The sequence below is a fragment of the Comamonas squillarum genome (genome assembly GCF_025309455.1).
GTDB classification, from domain to species: domain Bacteria; phylum Pseudomonadota; class Gammaproteobacteria; order Burkholderiales; family Burkholderiaceae_C; genus Comamonas; species Comamonas squillarum.
Map to the genome: position 1 here is coordinate 3,490,199 of NZ_CP104377.1, position 16,660 is coordinate 3,506,858.

General features: G+C 56.7%; 17 protein-coding genes. 2 read left to right on the top strand and 15 right to left on the bottom strand.

Annotated features, from left to right (window positions below; translation table 11 throughout):
- Positions 1–17 precede the first annotated feature (17 nt).
- Genes pcp through N4T19_RS16215 form a run of 3 tightly spaced genes read right to left on the bottom strand, consistent with a single transcriptional unit; the run spans position 18 to position 2,398 of the window.
- On the bottom strand, positions 18–686 hold the full coding sequence (pcp, locus tag N4T19_RS16205) for a pyroglutamyl-peptidase I (protein ID WP_116925300.1): 669 nt from the start codon (positions 684–686) through the stop codon (positions 18–20).
- A 24-nt stretch (positions 687–710) separates the two neighbouring features.
- Positions 711–1,667: a DUF979 domain-containing protein gene (locus N4T19_RS16210; protein WP_116925301.1), complete on the bottom strand. Its 957-nt coding sequence runs from the start codon at positions 1,665–1,667 to the stop codon at positions 711–713.
- Positions 1,664–2,398, bottom strand: coding sequence for a DUF969 domain-containing protein (locus N4T19_RS16215; protein ID WP_021027884.1), 735 nt, complete (start codon positions 2,396–2,398; stop codon positions 1,664–1,666). Before N4T19_RS16215 ends, N4T19_RS16210 begins: the two co-directional genes overlap by 4 nt.
- A gap of 315 nt (positions 2,399–2,713) precedes the next feature.
- Between N4T19_RS16215 and N4T19_RS16220 the strand changes: the two genes are divergently transcribed.
- Positions 2,714–3,388, top strand: coding sequence for a GntR family transcriptional regulator (locus tag N4T19_RS16220; RefSeq protein ID WP_116925302.1), 675 nt, complete (start codon positions 2,714–2,716; stop codon positions 3,386–3,388).
- A 29-nt stretch (positions 3,389–3,417) separates the two neighbouring features.
- Here N4T19_RS16220 and N4T19_RS16225 read toward each other — a convergent pair whose 3' ends face one another.
- Complete coding sequence (locus N4T19_RS16225) at positions 3,418–4,482, bottom strand: homocysteine S-methyltransferase family protein (protein WP_116925511.1); 1,065 nt, start codon at positions 4,480–4,482, stop codon at positions 3,418–3,420.
- Positions 4,483–4,814: 332 nt separating this feature from the next.
- On the opposite strand from N4T19_RS16225, the gene recQ reads away from it, so the two are divergent.
- Positions 4,815–6,743 (top strand): DNA helicase RecQ, encoded by a 1,929-nt coding sequence (gene recQ / locus N4T19_RS16230; protein WP_260718519.1) that lies wholly within the window; start codon positions 4,815–4,817, stop codon positions 6,741–6,743.
- A 47-nt stretch (positions 6,744–6,790) separates the two neighbouring features.
- Here the strand turns inward: recQ and N4T19_RS16235 are convergent, their stop codons facing one another.
- The 11 genes from N4T19_RS16235 to N4T19_RS16285 form a co-directional block, all read right to left on the bottom strand.
- Complete coding sequence (locus N4T19_RS16235) at positions 6,791–7,168, bottom strand: barstar family protein (protein ID WP_260718520.1); 378 nt, start codon at positions 7,166–7,168, stop codon at positions 6,791–6,793.
- A 182-nt stretch (positions 7,169–7,350) separates the two neighbouring features.
- The gene (locus N4T19_RS16240; RefSeq protein ID WP_260718521.1) at positions 7,351–7,983 is read right to left on the bottom strand and encodes a hypothetical protein; all 633 of its coding nucleotides are present in this window, start codon (positions 7,981–7,983) and stop codon (positions 7,351–7,353) included.
- Between the two features lie 47 nt (positions 7,984–8,030).
- Positions 8,031–9,755 (bottom strand): J domain-containing protein, encoded by a 1,725-nt coding sequence (locus N4T19_RS16245; protein ID WP_260718522.1) that lies wholly within the window; start codon positions 9,753–9,755, stop codon positions 8,031–8,033.
- Between the two features lie 2 nt (positions 9,756–9,757).
- Positions 9,758–11,479 (bottom strand): molecular chaperone HscC, encoded by a 1,722-nt coding sequence (locus tag N4T19_RS16250; RefSeq protein WP_260718523.1) that lies wholly within the window; start codon positions 11,477–11,479, stop codon positions 9,758–9,760.
- Positions 11,480–11,680: 201 nt separating this feature from the next.
- Complete coding sequence (locus tag N4T19_RS16255) at positions 11,681–13,243, bottom strand: hypothetical protein (RefSeq protein ID WP_260718524.1); 1,563 nt, start codon at positions 13,241–13,243, stop codon at positions 11,681–11,683.
- 87 nt (positions 13,244–13,330) lie between these two features.
- Entirely contained in the window at positions 13,331–14,035 is a 705-nt protein-coding gene (locus tag N4T19_RS16260) for a hypothetical protein (protein ID WP_260718525.1), read from the bottom strand.
- Positions 14,036–14,290: 255 nt separating this feature from the next.
- On the bottom strand, positions 14,291–14,530 hold the full coding sequence (locus N4T19_RS16265; RefSeq protein WP_260718526.1) for a hypothetical protein: 240 nt from the start codon (positions 14,528–14,530) through the stop codon (positions 14,291–14,293).
- A gap of 53 nt (positions 14,531–14,583) precedes the next feature.
- Complete coding sequence (locus N4T19_RS16270) at positions 14,584–14,988, bottom strand: hypothetical protein (RefSeq protein WP_260718527.1); 405 nt, start codon at positions 14,986–14,988, stop codon at positions 14,584–14,586.
- 283 nt (positions 14,989–15,271) lie between these two features.
- On the bottom strand, positions 15,272–15,475 hold the full coding sequence (locus N4T19_RS16275; RefSeq protein WP_260718528.1) for a barstar family protein: 204 nt from the start codon (positions 15,473–15,475) through the stop codon (positions 15,272–15,274).
- On the bottom strand, positions 15,466–15,957 hold the full coding sequence (locus N4T19_RS16280) for an SMI1/KNR4 family protein (RefSeq protein ID WP_260718529.1): 492 nt from the start codon (positions 15,955–15,957) through the stop codon (positions 15,466–15,468). The genes N4T19_RS16275 and N4T19_RS16280 overlap by 10 nt, the downstream gene beginning before the upstream one ends.
- A gap of 305 nt (positions 15,958–16,262) precedes the next feature.
- Positions 16,263–16,658, bottom strand: a complete 396-nt coding sequence (locus N4T19_RS16285) for a hypothetical protein (protein ID WP_260718530.1) — start codon at positions 16,656–16,658, stop codon at positions 16,263–16,265.
- Positions 16,659–16,660 lie beyond the last annotated feature (2 nt).

The window sequence follows — 16,660 nt, forward strand, 5'->3', positions numbered from 1 at the left end:
TACCTTTCTTATGAATTTCAGTGGAGTTGGCCTGCGCTCAGCTGCAGATCCTGCTGCTCTGGATCATGCCGCAGCACGGCCGCAATCAGCGCTTCAATACCCTTGCACTGCGTCTCCACCGCCATGCTCGGGGCGCCCGGCAGCGCTGCGGCCATCTCGGGCAGGTAGGGCACATGCACAAAGCCGCCGCGCGTCTGCGCCCAGGCGGGCACGGTGTTCAGGCGGTGCATCAGGCCGTAAAAGACATGGTTGCAGACAAAGGTGCCGGCGGTGTTGCTCACCTCGGCGGGCACACCGGCTGCGCGCATCGCAGCGACCGCCTGCTTGATGGGCAGCCGCGCAAAATAGGCCGCAGGGCCATCGGCGGCCACCGCCACATCGATGGGCTGCTGGCCGGCGTTATCGGCGATGCGGGCATCATCGACATTGATGGCCACGCGCTCGATCGACAAGGCCGTGCGGCCTCCAGCCAGGCCCAGCGCAATCACCAGGCTGGGCTGGTGCTGCTGCAAGGCGGCGTCCAGCGCCTCCAGCGCTTTGCCAAACACACAGGGCAGCTGCACGCCGACGATGCGCGCACCGCCGATTGCCTTGCCATCGAGCCTGCGGGTCACTTCCCACGCGGGGTTGAGGGGGGCTTTGTCAAAGGGCTCAAAGCCCAGCACCAGTACGGTTGCGTCAGTCATGCAGAAGTCCTGTGGTTGCGGCGATCAGTGGTTCATCAAAAAATACAACAAAAACACGTTGCAGACCAGGATGCCCAGTGCCGTGGGCACCTGCGCCTTGATCACCGCATTGCGGTCCGGCAGCTCCAGCAGCGCCGCCGGCACAATGTTGAAGTTCGCCGCCATCGGGGTCAGCAAGGTGCCGCAGTAGCCCGAGAGCATGCCCACCGCGGCCATGATGGCCGGGTCACCGTGGTACACATTGATCAGCACCGGCACGCCCACGCCGCCCGTCATCACCGGGAAGGCGGCAAAGCCATTGCCCATGATGACGGTGAACAGCGCCATGCCGACAACGTACACCACCACGGCCACAAAGCGCAGGTCCATGTTGATGTAGGTGGTAGTCACATGGGCCACGGCCTTGCCAACGCCGGCGTCCGAGAACACCAGGCCCAGCATGCCCAGCATCTGCGGCAGCACCATGGCCCAACCCATCGCATCGACCAGGCGGCGCGATTCGCGCAGCGATTGCACCGGCGATTCCTTCGTCATCTTGCAGGCCATCGCTGCACCGATGATGCAGCCCAGCGCCAGGCTCACCAAGGTGGCGTTCTTGGGGTCGATCAGGAAGTTGCCGCCGATCTTGAAGTCCTTGAGCAGCACGCTGCCGATCACGGTCACCACAGGGATGGCCAGCGCCGGCACAAACAGCTTGTTCTTCAGGCGCAGCGCGCTTTCCTTGTTCTCGGCATCGCTGCGCACTTGCGGCTTGCCGCCGCCTACGCCCTTGACCAGCACGATGAGAGCCAGCACGATCACGCCGGCACCGACCACTTCAGGCGGCATCTTGTCGCCCAGCAGGAACATGACCGCGTACAGGCCCCAGAACAGGCCGGTGGTCCAGCGCTTGGGGTTGCTGGCATCGAGCAGGTTGAAGACGGCCACGGCCGCCATGACCAGGCCGGCGAGCCAATAGACTTGGGTGATGCTGAAAATCATGCTGCACCTCCTTCACGGGTGGTCGATGCTGCGGCAGGCGCGTTGGCCATTTCCTTGGCGATGTACTGGTCCAGACGACGCAGGCGGTAGGCATGGATCAGGAACGCGCAGATCGCCGTGGGGATGCCCCAGACGGCCACATGGATCGGCTCGACGTCGATGCCCGCTTCATGCAGGAAGGTGGTCATCAGCACAATCGCGCCGAAGGCCACAAAAATGTCTTCACCAAAGAACAGGCCGACGTTGTCGGTGGCGGCGCTGAAAGCGCGCAGGCGGTAGCGCAGCGCTTCGGGCAGCTTGCCGTAGCGGGTTTCGGTCGCACCTTCAGCCATGGGGGCCAGCAGCGGGCGCACCATCTGGGGGTGGCCACCCAGGCTGGTCAGGCCAATGGCAGCGGTCAGCTGGCGCGCGCCCAGGTAGACGATCAGCAGGCGGCCGGTGGTGGCCGACTTGATGTGGCCGATCCAGTTTTGCGCGTGTTGGCGCAGGCCATGGCGCTCCAGCAGGCCGATCACGGCCAGCGGCAACACCAGGATGAGCGGCAGGTTGCGGGTTTTGACAAAACCCGTGCCCAGCTCGGCCAGCACTTTTTGCAGGGGGAAACCCGCCAGCGCAGCGGTGACGAGCGCCGTCACGACCACCACCACAAAGGGATTGAAACGCAGGACGAATCCCACGATGATGACGGCCACCCCGAGGAGCGGCCAGAGGTTGACGATTGAGCTGTCCATGACAATACAAGGTTTGTTATAGGCACGGTTCCCAAGGACTGGGCACCGCATAGTTTTTGTTCAACAAATCATCAATTTGACCAATGGTAAATTTGAGTTTGTTGAACAATACAAAAGTTTAGCCAAACAAAACAAGCTTTCTTATCGGGAAAACCCGTACACATCTGCTTTCAAATAGCGATGTAGGCGAAATTCTCGTCTTTGTGGCGAAGAAAATCGCCACAGTGACCGATTCAGGGGCTGGGGCCAATGCGCTGGGCCGGACCACAGGCCGCCGCTATCATGTGTATCAATCTCTGACTACCTGCGATCGCCATGAATGTTGCACTGCCTACTCTCTCGCTCAATGACCGCGTGGCCGAGCAGATTCGCGACCGCATCGTGCGTGGCGAATTCCAGCCCGGATCACGCCTCTCGGAAGTGGCGCTGAGCGAAAGCCTGGAGATCTCGCGCAACACCTTGCGTGAGGTGTTCCGCCTGCTGACCAAGGAAGGGCTGCTGCGCCATCTGCCCAACCGGGGCGTGTTTGTTGCCATCCCATCGATGGCCTCGATCATGGACATTTACCGCGTGCGCCGCATGATCGAGTGCCAGGCGCTGCAGCAGGCCATCCCGCAGCACCCGGCGCGCAAGGAAATGCGCGAGGCCGTCGCCGCCCAGAAGCAGCTGCGCGAGGCCGGCCGCTGGGTGGAGGTGGGCACCGGCAATATGCGCTTTCACAAAGGGGTGGTGGCGCTGGCCGATAGCGAGCGGCTCAATACCTTGTTCTCGCACCTGCTGGTGGAGCTGCGCCTGGCCTTTGGCATGCTGGGCGATGCCGAGTTCATGCATGCGCCCTATATCGACCTCAATGCCCACATCCTGGAGCGCTTTGAGGCCGGGGAGATGGAGCAGGCGGCCAAGCTGATGCATGACTACCTGACCCATTCCGAGCGTGTGCTGCTGAGCGTCTATGCCCGCCGCATGAGCGATGCGGGCATGGAGCTGTAAACGCCGCTGCGTTGAGGCCGCGCCGCCGTTCAGGCAGTTGCGGGGTAGAACAGCTTGCGCGCCGTGGCGCTTTGCACCGCCTGGGCGATGGCGCCAATGTGGTCGGGCGTGGTGCCGCAGCAGCCGCCCACGATGTTGACCAGGCCTTCGGCGGCAAACTCGTGCACCAGGCGGCTGGTGATCTCGGGCGTCTCGTCAAAGCCGGTATCGCTCATCGGGTTGGGCAGGCCGGCATTGGGGTAGCAGCTGATGAAGGTGTCGGGTGCGGCCTTGGCCAGCTCCTGCACATAGGGGCGCATCAGGGTGGCGCCCAGCGCGCAGTTCAGCCCGATCGACAGCGGGTTGGCATGGCGCACGCTGTGCCAGAAGGCCGTCACCGTCTGGCCCGACAGAATGCGGCCCGAGGCATCGGTGACGGTGCCGCTGATCATGATCGGCAGCACCTCGCCGGTCTGCTCAAAGGCCTCGTCCACCGCAAACAGCGCTGCCTTGGCGTTGAGCGTGTCAAAAATCGTCTCGACCAGGATCACATCGGCGCCGCCCTCGATCAGCGCCAAGGTCTGCTCCAGGTAGGCCTGGCGCAGCGCCTCAAAGGTCACATTGCGCGCGCCCGGGTCGTTCACATCGGGGCTGATCGAGGCCGTCTTGGGCGTGGGGCCCAAGGCGCCAGCCACATAGCGCTTATGGTCCGGGGTGCTGTACTTGTCGCAGGCCGCACGTGCCAGCTGGGCGCTCTTGAGGTTCATCTCATAGGCCAGATCGGCCATGTGGTAGTCCTCCTGGGCAATCGTCGTCGCACCAAAGGTATTGGTCTCGATCAGATCGGCGCCAGCGGCCAGGTATTTCTCGTGGATGTCGCTGATCACATCGGGGCGGGTGAGCGACAGCAACTCGTTGTTGCCCTTGACGTCGTAGGCAAAGTCCTTGAAGCGCTCACCGACGCTGCCAGGGCCGCTATAGCCTTCACCCCGGTACTGGGCCTCGCCCAGCTTGAAACGTTGGATCATGGTGCCCATTGCGCCATCGAGAATGACGAGGCGCTTGGCCAGGGTGGCGGGCAGTTCTTGGGCTCGGGTATAGCGGGGCAGTGACATGGCGGCCATTGTAGGGCGGCCGCCCGCCAGGCGTGGCGCCCAGGCGTTATTTGCCATACCGGCGCTGGTTGTATGGCGCCCGCTTGCTGCAGGGCCTCTACAGCACATCTGCATCACATCCACAGCGCAATTGCAGGGCATCCGCGCCACAAAACCGCCCGTTACCGCCCCACAAACCCCGCCCTGCCGTTGCCGCGCCCCAAAACGCGCACAATAGCGCTTTGCGCCTGCGCCCGGGCTCCGTGTCTGGGCGACTTCTTCTGGCCCGTTGACGATACCCCGCTTGCGCGGCCCTCCCAGGGGGCTGGCACAGCTGCCTCCTCTAGCAATTTGTGACTTCCCTCGCCCACACCGTCTTGCAAGATGCCTTTGGCTATGCGCATTTTCGCGGCTCGCAGCAAGCCATTGTTGACCATGTGATTGGCGGCGACGATGCGCTGGTGCTGATGCCCACCGGCGGTGGCAAAAGCCTGTGCTACCAGATCCCGGCCATCGTGCGCCAGCAGCAGGGCCATGGCACCACCATCGTCATCTCGCCGCTCATCGCACTGATGCACGACCAGGTCAGCGCCATGCACGAGATCGGTGTGGACGCGGCCTTCCTCAACTCCACGCTGGATTACGACCAGACCCGCGATGTGGAGCTGCAGCTGATTTCGGGCGGCATCACCTTGCTGTATGTGGCGCCCGAGCGGCTCAACACGCCGCGCTTTCTGGGCCTGCTCGATGAGCTGCATGCGATGGGCAAGCTGGCCCTGTTCGCGATTGACGAGGCCCATTGCGTCAGCCAGTGGGGACATGACTTTCGGCCTGAGTACCGCGAGCTGACCGTACTGCACCAGCGCTATGCCGGCGTGCCGCGCATTGCGCTTACCGCCACGGCCGATGCGCTGACCCGCGCCGACATCGTCGAGCGCATGCAGCTCGAATCGGCGCGCGTCTTCATCAGCAGCTTTGACCGCGCCAACATCCGCTACACCATCGTCGAGAAAAAAGACGCCACCGCCCAGCTTCTGCGCTTTATCGAGCGCGAGCACGATGGCGACGCCGGCGTCGTGTATTGCCTCTCGCGCAAGAAGGTCGAAGAGGTCGCGCAATCGCTGTGCGATGCCGGCATCAACGCCCTGCCCTACCATGCCGGCCTGGGCGCCGAGCTGCGCCAAAAGAACCAAAGCCGCTTTCTGCGCGAAGAAGGCATTGTGATGGTCGCCACCATCGCGTTCGGCATGGGCATCAACAAGCCCGATGTGCGCTTTGTCGCCCATGTGGACATGCCCAAGAACATCGAGAGCTACTACCAAGAAACCGGCCGGGGCGGGCGCGACGGCCTGCCCGCCGACGCCTGGATGGCCTATGGCTACCGCGATGTGGTCAGCCAGCGCAGCATGATCGACGAGAGCCCGGCGGGCGATGCCTTCAAGCAGGTGATGCGCGGCAAGCTCGACGCGCTGCTGGGCCTGGCCGAGGCCACCGACTGCCGGCGCGTGCGCCTGCTGGCCTATTTTGACGAGGTCTACGGCCAGGGCGGCGACTACGACTCGGCCCACCCCGAGGCCTCCGCCGCATCGGCCGAGAAGGCACCGCGCTACCAGTGCGGCAATTGCGATAACTGCCTGAGCCCGCCCAAGACCTGGGACGGCACCGATGCCGCGCGCAAGCTGCTGTCCACCATCTACCGCGCCCATTCGGCCAGCCAGATCACCTTTGGCGCCAGCCATATCCTCGACATCGTGCGCGGCAAGGAAACCGACAAGGTGCGCCAGTTCGGCCACCAGCAGCTGAGCACCTTTGGCCTGTGCCAGGACTACACCGAGCCCCAGCTGCGCGGCGTGCTGCGCCAGCTGCTGGCCATTGGCGCGCTGGCCACCCACAAGGTGCAGACCGAAGCCGGCTACAGCTTTGAGACCCTCACCCTGTGCGACGGCTCACGCGCCGTGCTGCGCGGCGAGCAAACCGTGGAGCTGCGCGAAAGCACCGCCGAGCGCAGCCCCAGCAAACGCCAGCGCAGCACCAAACCCGCCGTCGCCGCACAAAACCTGGGCCCCGACGAGCAGGTCCGCTTCATCAACCTCAAGGCCTGGCGCACCGAAGTGGCCAAGGAGCACAACGTCCCCGCCTACGTGGTCTTCGCTGATGCCACCCTGGCCGCCATCGCCCAGCGCAACCCGCAGAGCCTGGATGAGCTGCAAGGGGTGAGCGGGATTGGGGTGAAGAAGCTAGAGGCTTATGGGGAGGCGGTGTTGCGGGTGTGCAGGGATTGATGCCCGGAATGAGCGGGGCGATGCATTGGCTTGATGCCCTGAGCTACTCAGGGCCCAAGCAATTCCACGATTCTTCCGCGATCTTTAGGATGGAAGAAGACCGCCAAGGAATGACTGTCTGAATCTTTCCAGTCCAACACTGCATCACGCAAAACTTCCAAATATATTCTTAGTTCTTGTTCTGGGATACTTGGCAATTCTGCATGCATCAAAACAACTTGCCTTTCTGTTATCCAGGACAAATCTCTAAGGCAGTCGTACAAGGCATCCCAATTAAACCCAAAGTATCCAGGAAAATGAAATAGCTGATCAATCTCTCGCAACAGCTGTTCAACGTTATGAATACTGAGGCCAAGAGATGCATAAAAAGCCCCATCTTCCTCAGCGCAGTGTTCTTCGAAATGGAATGGCGGTATTTGGCTCATAGATCGCAAAAACTCATTGCTTGTCTATAATAAAGAACACAACTCGATATTAAAATGCATTTTTATAGCCCTCATAAAAAGCGCTCAAATTGAATACTTCAACTTGAGCCTCAAGACTCGAAACAGACTTTCCTTTGGTATGGACTTAAATCACACCCTCATGATCAAACCCATCAGGATTACTACTTTGAGTGCAACTGAAAGAAATGGTAGGTCGGTGTGGCATCTGTAGTCCAAGGGCAGACTCCAAAGATCGCTTCAAGACCTTCACCCAACATTTGTGCAGTGAGCCAATCTTCAGTGACCTCTTGATCTCCTAAGCGATAAACTCTTTCCCATTCTTCAGGTGGATTGTCCTCATCTTCTTCAAGATAAGACGTTGCTGACAGCCATGTAGACTCAAACTGTTGTGGTTCGCCACTTTCAATGAGTGGAAGAAGCTCCGGAATGTCGGTTGTCTGCAATCTGGTGCGAGTCCGGACGCCATTTTCCATCACCGCATAGCCAAAACTTCCGCCAGAGTCGTAGTGACAGAAAGCTAAGAGATAGGCTGGGTTGCCAAGCCGCTCGGAAAGCGGCTGCATATCTGCATTCGGGTCTGCGAGCAGTCCCCAAACAAGATCGCCATTGCATACAAAGCAAACATCGTCAAAGAACTGCACCATGACATCGCTTTGATTTCGGATGTCAAATTCGCCTCTGTTTGGATGAGGGATTTCAACAGCGTTCTGACCAAAGAGTTGAGAGATGAATGCTTGAACGTCTTGAATCGGATTTGTGGGCCGAAATGCCACCCCTGACTGGGCAATACCCATGGAACCTCCTAGTAAGTAAATGAAGTAGAAATCTGTTTGGATTCTTACTATCTTCTTTCGTCTGTATTTACCGGCAAAAGCGACAAGGACATGTCGGATTGTTTGCAGGGTACGTCATGCGGACACTCCACAGCGCCTGCGTCCACTTCAGGCGCCAACCGCCAGTCGTAATCCGGCAGCTTGGCTTCGTTCATCAATACTTCCAAGGGAACTGTTGGCTTCTTGGCATCAGGCCAAACGTCTACATGGCGCAGTACATATCCTAAAACTTTCGAATCAATATTCCGGTCAAACACGCTAACTCGATCGCTAGTCTTAAGGTTTTCGGTTTCGTCCTCAGTCTTCTGCGCATCGCACCATGCCAGCTCCTCCACGAAAGCCTTGGCTGATGCGATATCGCCCACCTGCAGCCATTGATTACGAACTGCGAAGCTGCGTAGCTGCACGCAATAGGGCGGTAATGGGTAAGACCGAACAAAGCCAAAGGCTCGGCCATCGGACAAGTTCAGCAAAAGATCGTCGTACAACAGCACTGGAGGTCCCTCCTGGCGATGATCTCGCGCCGGAGCCAATACGTTGGCAATGCGCAATGCCTGCTCCCAGCCGCGGATATCTGCTTTCATAGGAAAGCCAGCGCTACCGGCGCACTGAAAATAATCACGAAGATCTTTTGCATGTAGGTCCTGCCAAGCGGATGAACGGAACAAGGCCAACTTCTGCAAACACGCCTGGTCCAACCCAGCTTCTTGCCTTCGTTGGTCACGCACAGAAATCCAGTGATACGCAAAAATTCCGCCCAAGATCAGCACGACAATAAAAGCCATCTGAGCCCAAAAAGAAAAGGCATCTTCCCCCGCTTGCTCTGGCGCCAAGCGGAAGCCTTCTTTCAACCGCTTCCATGCAGGTAAAGCTGCCCATACTGAAAACCAACGCTCCGCGTGTCCCTCGGGCAGCCACCACGCAAGCCAATTGGGCAACTGCTGCTCAAAAAATTCCAGGGTGATCGGGGTCACCATTTGCATTCGCGCAACCCAGGGGTCAGGCTCACCCAACAAGGCAATTACCAGCTCTCGCTGCTTGGGCTCCAACGCAGCAAATCCGTCCAGAATATATTCAAGCGACTCTCCTGGCACACCGTTTCGCCGCCAGTCAAACAGGTTGTCCGCCGCAATTAACAGCGCACTGCGTCGCGCACCTAGCGCTCCGCCTTCAATGCGCAGCGCCAACTCCATCTCAAAGGCCTCGCGGTTCTCCAAGCTCTCCAGCATCGGGCTGGCCATCAGCCTCTGCAGCTCTGCCTGCGCCGCTTCAATGTTATTTGGAGAAAACTCCCATTGCCACGCATCCAACAGCTGCTCTGCAACAGCCATAGGGCTCATCACCAACAGCTTTGGCTCTGGCTGTGGTTCTGGCTCAGAGTTCGGCTCCGAATCGGTTCCAGGGCTTGGGTCAGCACTGCTGTGCTCATGCTGCTCTGTATTCCCAACTGGTGACGCCACGTCTCGCAAGTCCAGCGATTGCAAAGATTGCAGCGGTTCCAAAGGCGGTTGCTGCGGCTCCGTCTTATCAGGCTCTGCATCAGGGTGATCCAATGCTGCATTGCTTCGCGCATAGGCCATGGCCTGCTCGTAAGCACTGCGCAGTGCGATAAATGCCTCGGGCTGCGCCAGTTGGTCAATGTCTTTGAGCTGTCGTGCATAAGCCCGGCGCACCGCCCGCTCATCGGCGTCTATGGGCAACCCTAATTGTGCAAACGCTTCCTGCAGATTCATGACTATTCCGTATCCACCAGGTAATGCTCTGCCTCAATGCGCGCCAGAAGCTCTTGCAGCTCCTTACGTGGCTGGGCAAACTTGCGATCATCCTGCGTATCCAACGCGGCCTCAAATTCCGTAATCGCATCTGCCAGTAGGCTGCGCCACATGCCCAATAGCTGTGTATGGTGGCGTTCAGCTCTTGCGATCAGTGCGCGCACTTCCAAGCGATCACGGGGATGGAGTTTGAGCGCTTTCATGCGATCCAGGCTTTTTGCCAGTTCCTCAGGCGAAAGGCGCTCCGCCGAAGCCTCAATCACCAACTGCCGGGCGATGCCTTGGGGCTGGCCATGCCGCAGTAATACAGCCTCCACCTCCAGCAGGCCATTGGCATCCAGCGTAAAGCGCACGTCGGTCGCAAAACCATCATCATCGCTACGGTCTGGCAAAGGCATTTCCAGTTTGCCCAGCGCAATGTTGTCCTGCACCCTGCGGGCCTCGCCTTGATAGATCTCCAGGTGCAAATGCCGCTGGTCTGGCGTGCTGGGATAGAAGCGCTCCACGCGGCTGGCTGGGATGATGGTGTTGCGCTCCAGCACGGGCGACATAAAGCCTTCCTGCCTGCGCCCATCTGCCAGTTGCTTGGAAACATGCACACCCAGCGTATAAGGGCACACATCGGTCATCACCCGCTCGGCCAGTGCAGCATCGCGCCCCCGCAGTGCTGCTTGCACCGCTGCGCCCAGCGCCACTGCCTGGTCCGGGTCCAGAGCGGTTTGCGGAAAGCGCCCAAAAAGGCGGGTCACCAATTGCCGCACGGCTACCAGGCGCGTGCTGCCGCCGGCCATCACCACGGCATCCAGCTCCTGCGGGCGGATTCTTGAATCGCGCAGTGCGCGCTCTACCGGCTGGCGCATGCGCTCCATCAGGGGCTCCAGCACGGTTTCCAGATCCTGCGCTGTCCACGTCATTGCCAGCGGCTTGCCGTCCAGCTCAATGCGCATCAGGGCCTCTTCCTGCACGGCCAGGCTGCGCTTGGTTGCCTCGGCCGCGCGCTGCAGCCGCGCAGCGGTCATGGGCTGCTGCGCCTGCTCTTCCGTCAGGCCCAGGTGCTGCACAAAGCGCCGCACCATCAGCACATCCACATCCTCACCTCCCAGGCGGTTGTCGCCTGCGGTGGCGCGCACTTCCATCACGCCGTCAAACAGCTCCAGCACCGATACATCAAAGGTGCCGCCGCCCAGGTCAAACACCAAAAACCGCCCTTCGCTCTGGTGCAAGCCATAGGCCAGAGCAGCCGCTGTCGGCTCGTTCAGCAAGGTGATATCGGTAAAGCCCGCCAACAACCCCGCCGACCGGGTGGCATGGCGCTGCACATCCGAGAAATAGGCCGGCACTGTTATCACCACATCGGTAATGACCGCACCCAGCTCCGCCTCTGCATCGGCCTTGAGCGAGCGCAGCACCAAGGCCGACAGCTCTTCGGCGCGCATCGCATGCGCTCCCAGGCGAAACACCCGTGCCGTTCCCATATCGCGCTTGAACACCGCAGCACTCTGCTGCGGATGGCTTTGCAACCGCTCGCGTGCGGGCTCGCCCACCAGCAGGCTGCCGTCCTTGTCCACGCTCACCACCGAAGGCGTCAACACCTGCCCCAAGGCATTGGGCACCAGCCTGGCTTTGCCGTCATGCCACACCGCCACCAGACTATGGGTGGTGCCTAAATCAATACCTACGAACATATTTCCTCAGCAGTCGATAAATCGCCCAACGTGATGCAAGCAGGCGCGCTATGGTTGTTGGCTGGTGCGAGCTTTCGCGATAGCGATCATTGAACGTATCAACATCCGCTGCGCGCCCTTCACTGCCGATAGGCAGCAGGCGACGCAGCGGATGCGGTTGGCGGATGCGTTTTTCAAGACATCACGCCAACCCCCTCAACATCACAGCCCCAGCACATTGCCCTTGCTGTCCTTGATCTTCATCACGCTGCCCGTCGCGGGCGAGTGGCCGTTGTAGAAGAAGGTGGTGCTGGCCATCTCTTGCGGTGCTGCACCAACGGTGTAGAAGCCGCAGGTAGCGCGCCGCTCAGCAACGGATACGAACTGGCAACGCACGCTGCCCGTGCTGTTGGTGGCGACGCCATCGGTGATGCGGTCCAAGGTGGCGCGGGTGTTAACGCGCAGGTTGCCCTTGCTCATCGACAACTGCCAGTAGCCCAGCAGCGATTCCGCAGGGCTGCTGTGGCCGGTCAGGTCCATGCGGATGATCTTTTTGGGCGCCTCGCGGGGGAACTGGATGGTGCCTTCCACCAGCGAATCGGCCTGCTGCAGATCAATGTAGGCAGCGCCGGCATCTTGCACTTCGTGGCCGGTGCGGGCGGGGCCGCCAAAGTAGCGGCCGCCTGCGTACTGGAACAGGCCGATATCCATCGCAGATTGGCCATAGGCGCCCGAGCCCATGTGGAAGGTGGATGCACCGGTGGCCAGGTAGTCAAAAATCTGCAGCACGGCCACGCCGTTTTGCACATCCATGCTGATGCCCCGGCCTGGTTTGCCGTTGAGCTCATCGGCCACCACCCAAGTGCCGTTGACGGGGATGCGCGAGGCATTGCAGCTGTTGCCCGGCACAAAGGTCTGCAGGGCAGGCTGGCATTCGGCCGCATTGGCGCTGGGCACCGTGCCATTGGCCAGCAGGTGGCCCACCAGTTTCAGCGCCTTGCCCGATGCCTCGCTGGCCACAGCGGTACCGGTCACATCGGCGGCGGCATAGCGAAAGCTCAGCGTGGGCAGGTAGTCCAACTCCGCTTGCGAAGCGTCTTGCGTGCAGTCAAAACCAGCGGCGCCCTGGCTGGCAAGCTGGCAGTCGTAGTTGAGCTCGCGGATAACGGTAAACGGTGGCGCGATGACCTGGCTGAACGGGCGCAAGGTCAGCCGGTAGCCGGCGCCCGCTTGCACCAGATTGCTCTGCCAGACCTCATGCAGGTTCGTGCCATCGATGGTGGCCCACACGGCGTTTTGCCCGCCCTGCATCAAGGCTGCGTTCTGGGGTTTGAAGGCATCGGCAGAATCACCTGCCACAAAGCGCTCAATCACCACCGGCGCCTCGCCGGGGAACTGCACGGTCCCCTTCAGGCCGTTCTCAAAGGTGATCGTCACATTGCCAGCCTGGCCAGCTTCATCGGCCGTGCGCGCCTCGCTGCCAAAGTAGCGGCCGCCTGCGTAGTAGGTCAGCGGCGCCGTCACCGTGTTGCCCTGCATCACCCCCAGCGCCGTGTGGAAGGTTGCCTCGCCATTGGCTTGGTAGTTGTAGACCTGCATGAAGAACGTGTCCTCCTGCACATCAATGGCCAGGCCACGGCCCGGCTTGCCATTGACTTCGCTGGTCACCACCCAGGTGCCCGCCTGCGGCGTAAAACTGCGCTCGGCCGCTTGCGCGCCGCTCGCCATCACCAGGGACACCGCCACCGGTACAGGGGCCAACCAGGCCAAGGAATGCTTTTTCATCCAACTATCCTTTTCAACACTAACGCACTAAAAAACCCAGCCAGCGCGCTGGCAAGGCAAGGGATCCTCTTCAGGGTTCTCAGGGAACTACTGCTCTAACAGGTTGGGCAGATCCGCCAGCACCTTGGCCTGGCAGTCGGCCAGCATACGGTTCAGCTCTTGCTGCACATTGCGGTAAGAGTCTTCTGCCCAATAGGCCAAAGGTTGCGCGGGCTCGGAGCGGCCGCTGCAGGCCACCAGCTTTGGAGGCAGCACCCAATTGGACTCGCGGCGCTTATACACATCGAGGCTCAGCAAGAGCTGGTAGTTCGGGACTTCAGCGCCCGTCAAGCTGTCGTACACCAGCTGCGCGGAGCCGCCACCCACCACCAACGGGTAACGAAAGCTCTGCGCCTGGGCCAACTTGTCTTGCGCCATACGCGCATCCACAGCCGTTTGCAGCGATTGAACAAAACCGGTGGGGACTGGGTTTTGCAAATAGCGCCGGTCCGCTACATCCTCAATGGGCGCACCTTTGAGGTCATCCTTGCTAAAGCCACTGGCGGCCACGCCGCCGCCCAAGGCAAGCATCAGCACATTCAGCCCCACCTGCGCGGCCACCGCATTGCCCGTGTCCTCTCGCTTCACGATCTGCACCTCGGTCGGCACTTCCTTGAGCTTGGCGCCATTGATGAACGCACTGGAGTAGTCGACCTTGACGGATCCTGGGGGCGTGTTGGAGGTTGTGGCACAGCCTGCCAGTAAGGCGGCGCTGGCGATGGCGCCAATAAAAGACTTGTTTACTTTGATCATTTCCTAAACCCACTAAATTAAATGCAACTTATTAATTCAAATGCTTGATTTAAAATATCTATCGTCTAGACGTACTAAGCCCTATTAAAAATAATTATCTATGGTCTTTCTAAATTTTTCAGCGCTCAGCAGCGATTGCGCACTGATGCGTAAACTCTAGACACCAAAATTTCAGTTAACTATTTGAAATAAAAGTCAATGAAAATAAATGAGCCACGTTAGCATCTACTCTGCATCGTATTTATATTTTTGTCTTCACCGGTTTTCCTCTCTCATACAACTCGTAAAAGAACTCCAGCATTCCCCACGCTGAATCGCGTTTTCACGTAATTCACAGACTAGTCTATACAAAATCGCATTATTAATATCTACTGCAACATTTCCTATATCAACGCCATTTTTCTTGATTATTAACCCTTTATCGATATAGCACTCCCCCACATTGACCTCAAAGCAAAATGAATCATAATCATCAGCTATACCATTGTTGATCATGGTAAAGATTTCTTGCAACAACCTAGAGTCTGCAGTAATCATTATGCGTTCAACTAAGGGTCTTTGATAATATATTCAGCAATCCACAAGGGATCGTATCTGACATCAAGCCTCAATCGATTTATTATTTCCGTCCATTCCCAGGCAACATGCTCATATGTTCCACGTCGGTCTTCGCTCGAATTTTCATACTCCATCGCCTTTTCATCTGGATATTTATTGAATGCTTCTTCGCAGCGAGCGCAGAAAATATTAAAGCAATCTTTATCCACGTAGCTCAACTCAAGGCCTTCAATTCCAGAATATTGATAGCAAGCTTCTTGGCAAGCCCACTCCGGAGATTTAAATGATTCTCTGGTGCGGTTGAATATATTATTGAAAACAAATGCATTTGTTATCCAGAACCTATTTTCAGGTTCAATATTTTCATCAAAATTTACCCAGATATGTTGACTCATTGTTTTCGGAATTTTCTAGAGCGAAGCCTATATAGCACTTGCGATGATTGATAATTTAAAATTTAGCGCTATTGAAACCTATTTTTATCACTGAAAAAATTCGACACCGCATCGTCAAAAAATTCAGTTTTTTGGCATTAAGTAGTTCAGCATCCATACTAGCCAGACCAAATCAATTGACGATTGAGCGATCAGTTTAATAAATTTCGTTTATTCAAGAGTAAATGAAAATTTATCCACCCATCCAAACTCTTTATCTTGTCTTTCGACTCGATGAAGCACATCAACAATTTTCTCCTAAATTTGATTTGGAAATTGCGGAATTTTTCCATTTCAAAATAACTGGGCGCTCAACTCCAGCACTCAATACGTCCCATAGTGCATGCAAATTATTTCCATATACACGTTCAATCCCTAAAAATGTGGAAAAAGCATGATGAAAATCATTTGCAGTTTTAATTTCTTCGCCATAGATTATTATTCCCATGTTCCTTCCTTGTCTAGATCCAGCCATTGCGTCAAATGATCTTCTATCGAAGTTCTAAAGTATTCTGAAAAACTGGCCCAAGGCTGTGATACTGATGACTGACCTTCAAAAAACTGAAAAATAGGAGGATCATTTGAGCCAGGAATGAAATAATTAATCTCATAGCCTTGATGCATGCAGAAAATCTTTGCATCTGCAGGAAGAAGATGAGCAACATCTAGCTCCATCAAAAGCACTCGAGCTTCATCTTTAAGCTCTAAAACTCGCGGATAAAAAATATCAGTCCCTTGAAAAATGTTCCCTGCCGCTCTGCCCGCTATCTGTAAAAAACAACGATATTCAGCGGGCAATACACATTCAAAATGTTTTTCCACAAAATTGATTTCATCGGTATTGCAACCGACGAGCGAGGAACGAAATATTGACTTTTGAGTTATTAAACTCTCGAGAATATCTTCAATTTTACAGACAGAGGTAGCCATTTATTTACGCGCCAATATTTGTTATAAGTTTTCAGAAAATAAAAGACTGCCATACCAACCAAATTACTGCGTCAGAGGACAAGCAGTTTGCCAGTACTTTCACTTGGCAGACCGCCAATATACCGATCAAAATTTGTAGAACATTGCAAACAAATCATTAATCGACAGCGAATACTCTAACTCCACCTAATTTCTGATGAGGATCAAGCAATTGAATAGTTTCCACAGCAAACAAATCACTCGGGAATTTGATGTTTAGATCCATTATCTATATTTACACTATTTTTCAGCGAAGGCAAATTCATTTATTCAACTAAGCCGTTGGGCAAGTAAAGATAAATTTTCATATCATCTAGGATTTGTTCATTTCTTATCTGAAACAAAATATCAATGAATTCAATCATTGAGCTGGTCGATTGACACTTATTGTTCGTATCATATTTCATCACCACCACTACTCCATTGGTGCGAAATTTTTCAAGCCCACCACCAATAGAATCTGCAAGTGCATCCCAACTTTTTCCACCTTTGATTAAAGGGTCTAATGGAAACTCTGTTTTTACAAATTCAAATATCTCATTTTTACTACTAAATCGCATAGGAAATTCAATTACAAAAACCCCATCAGACTTTAATCTTGAAATCTCCGCACAAAAAACATCAATTTCGTTAATTATTTTGTCGTAATTAAAAGAATTCATGA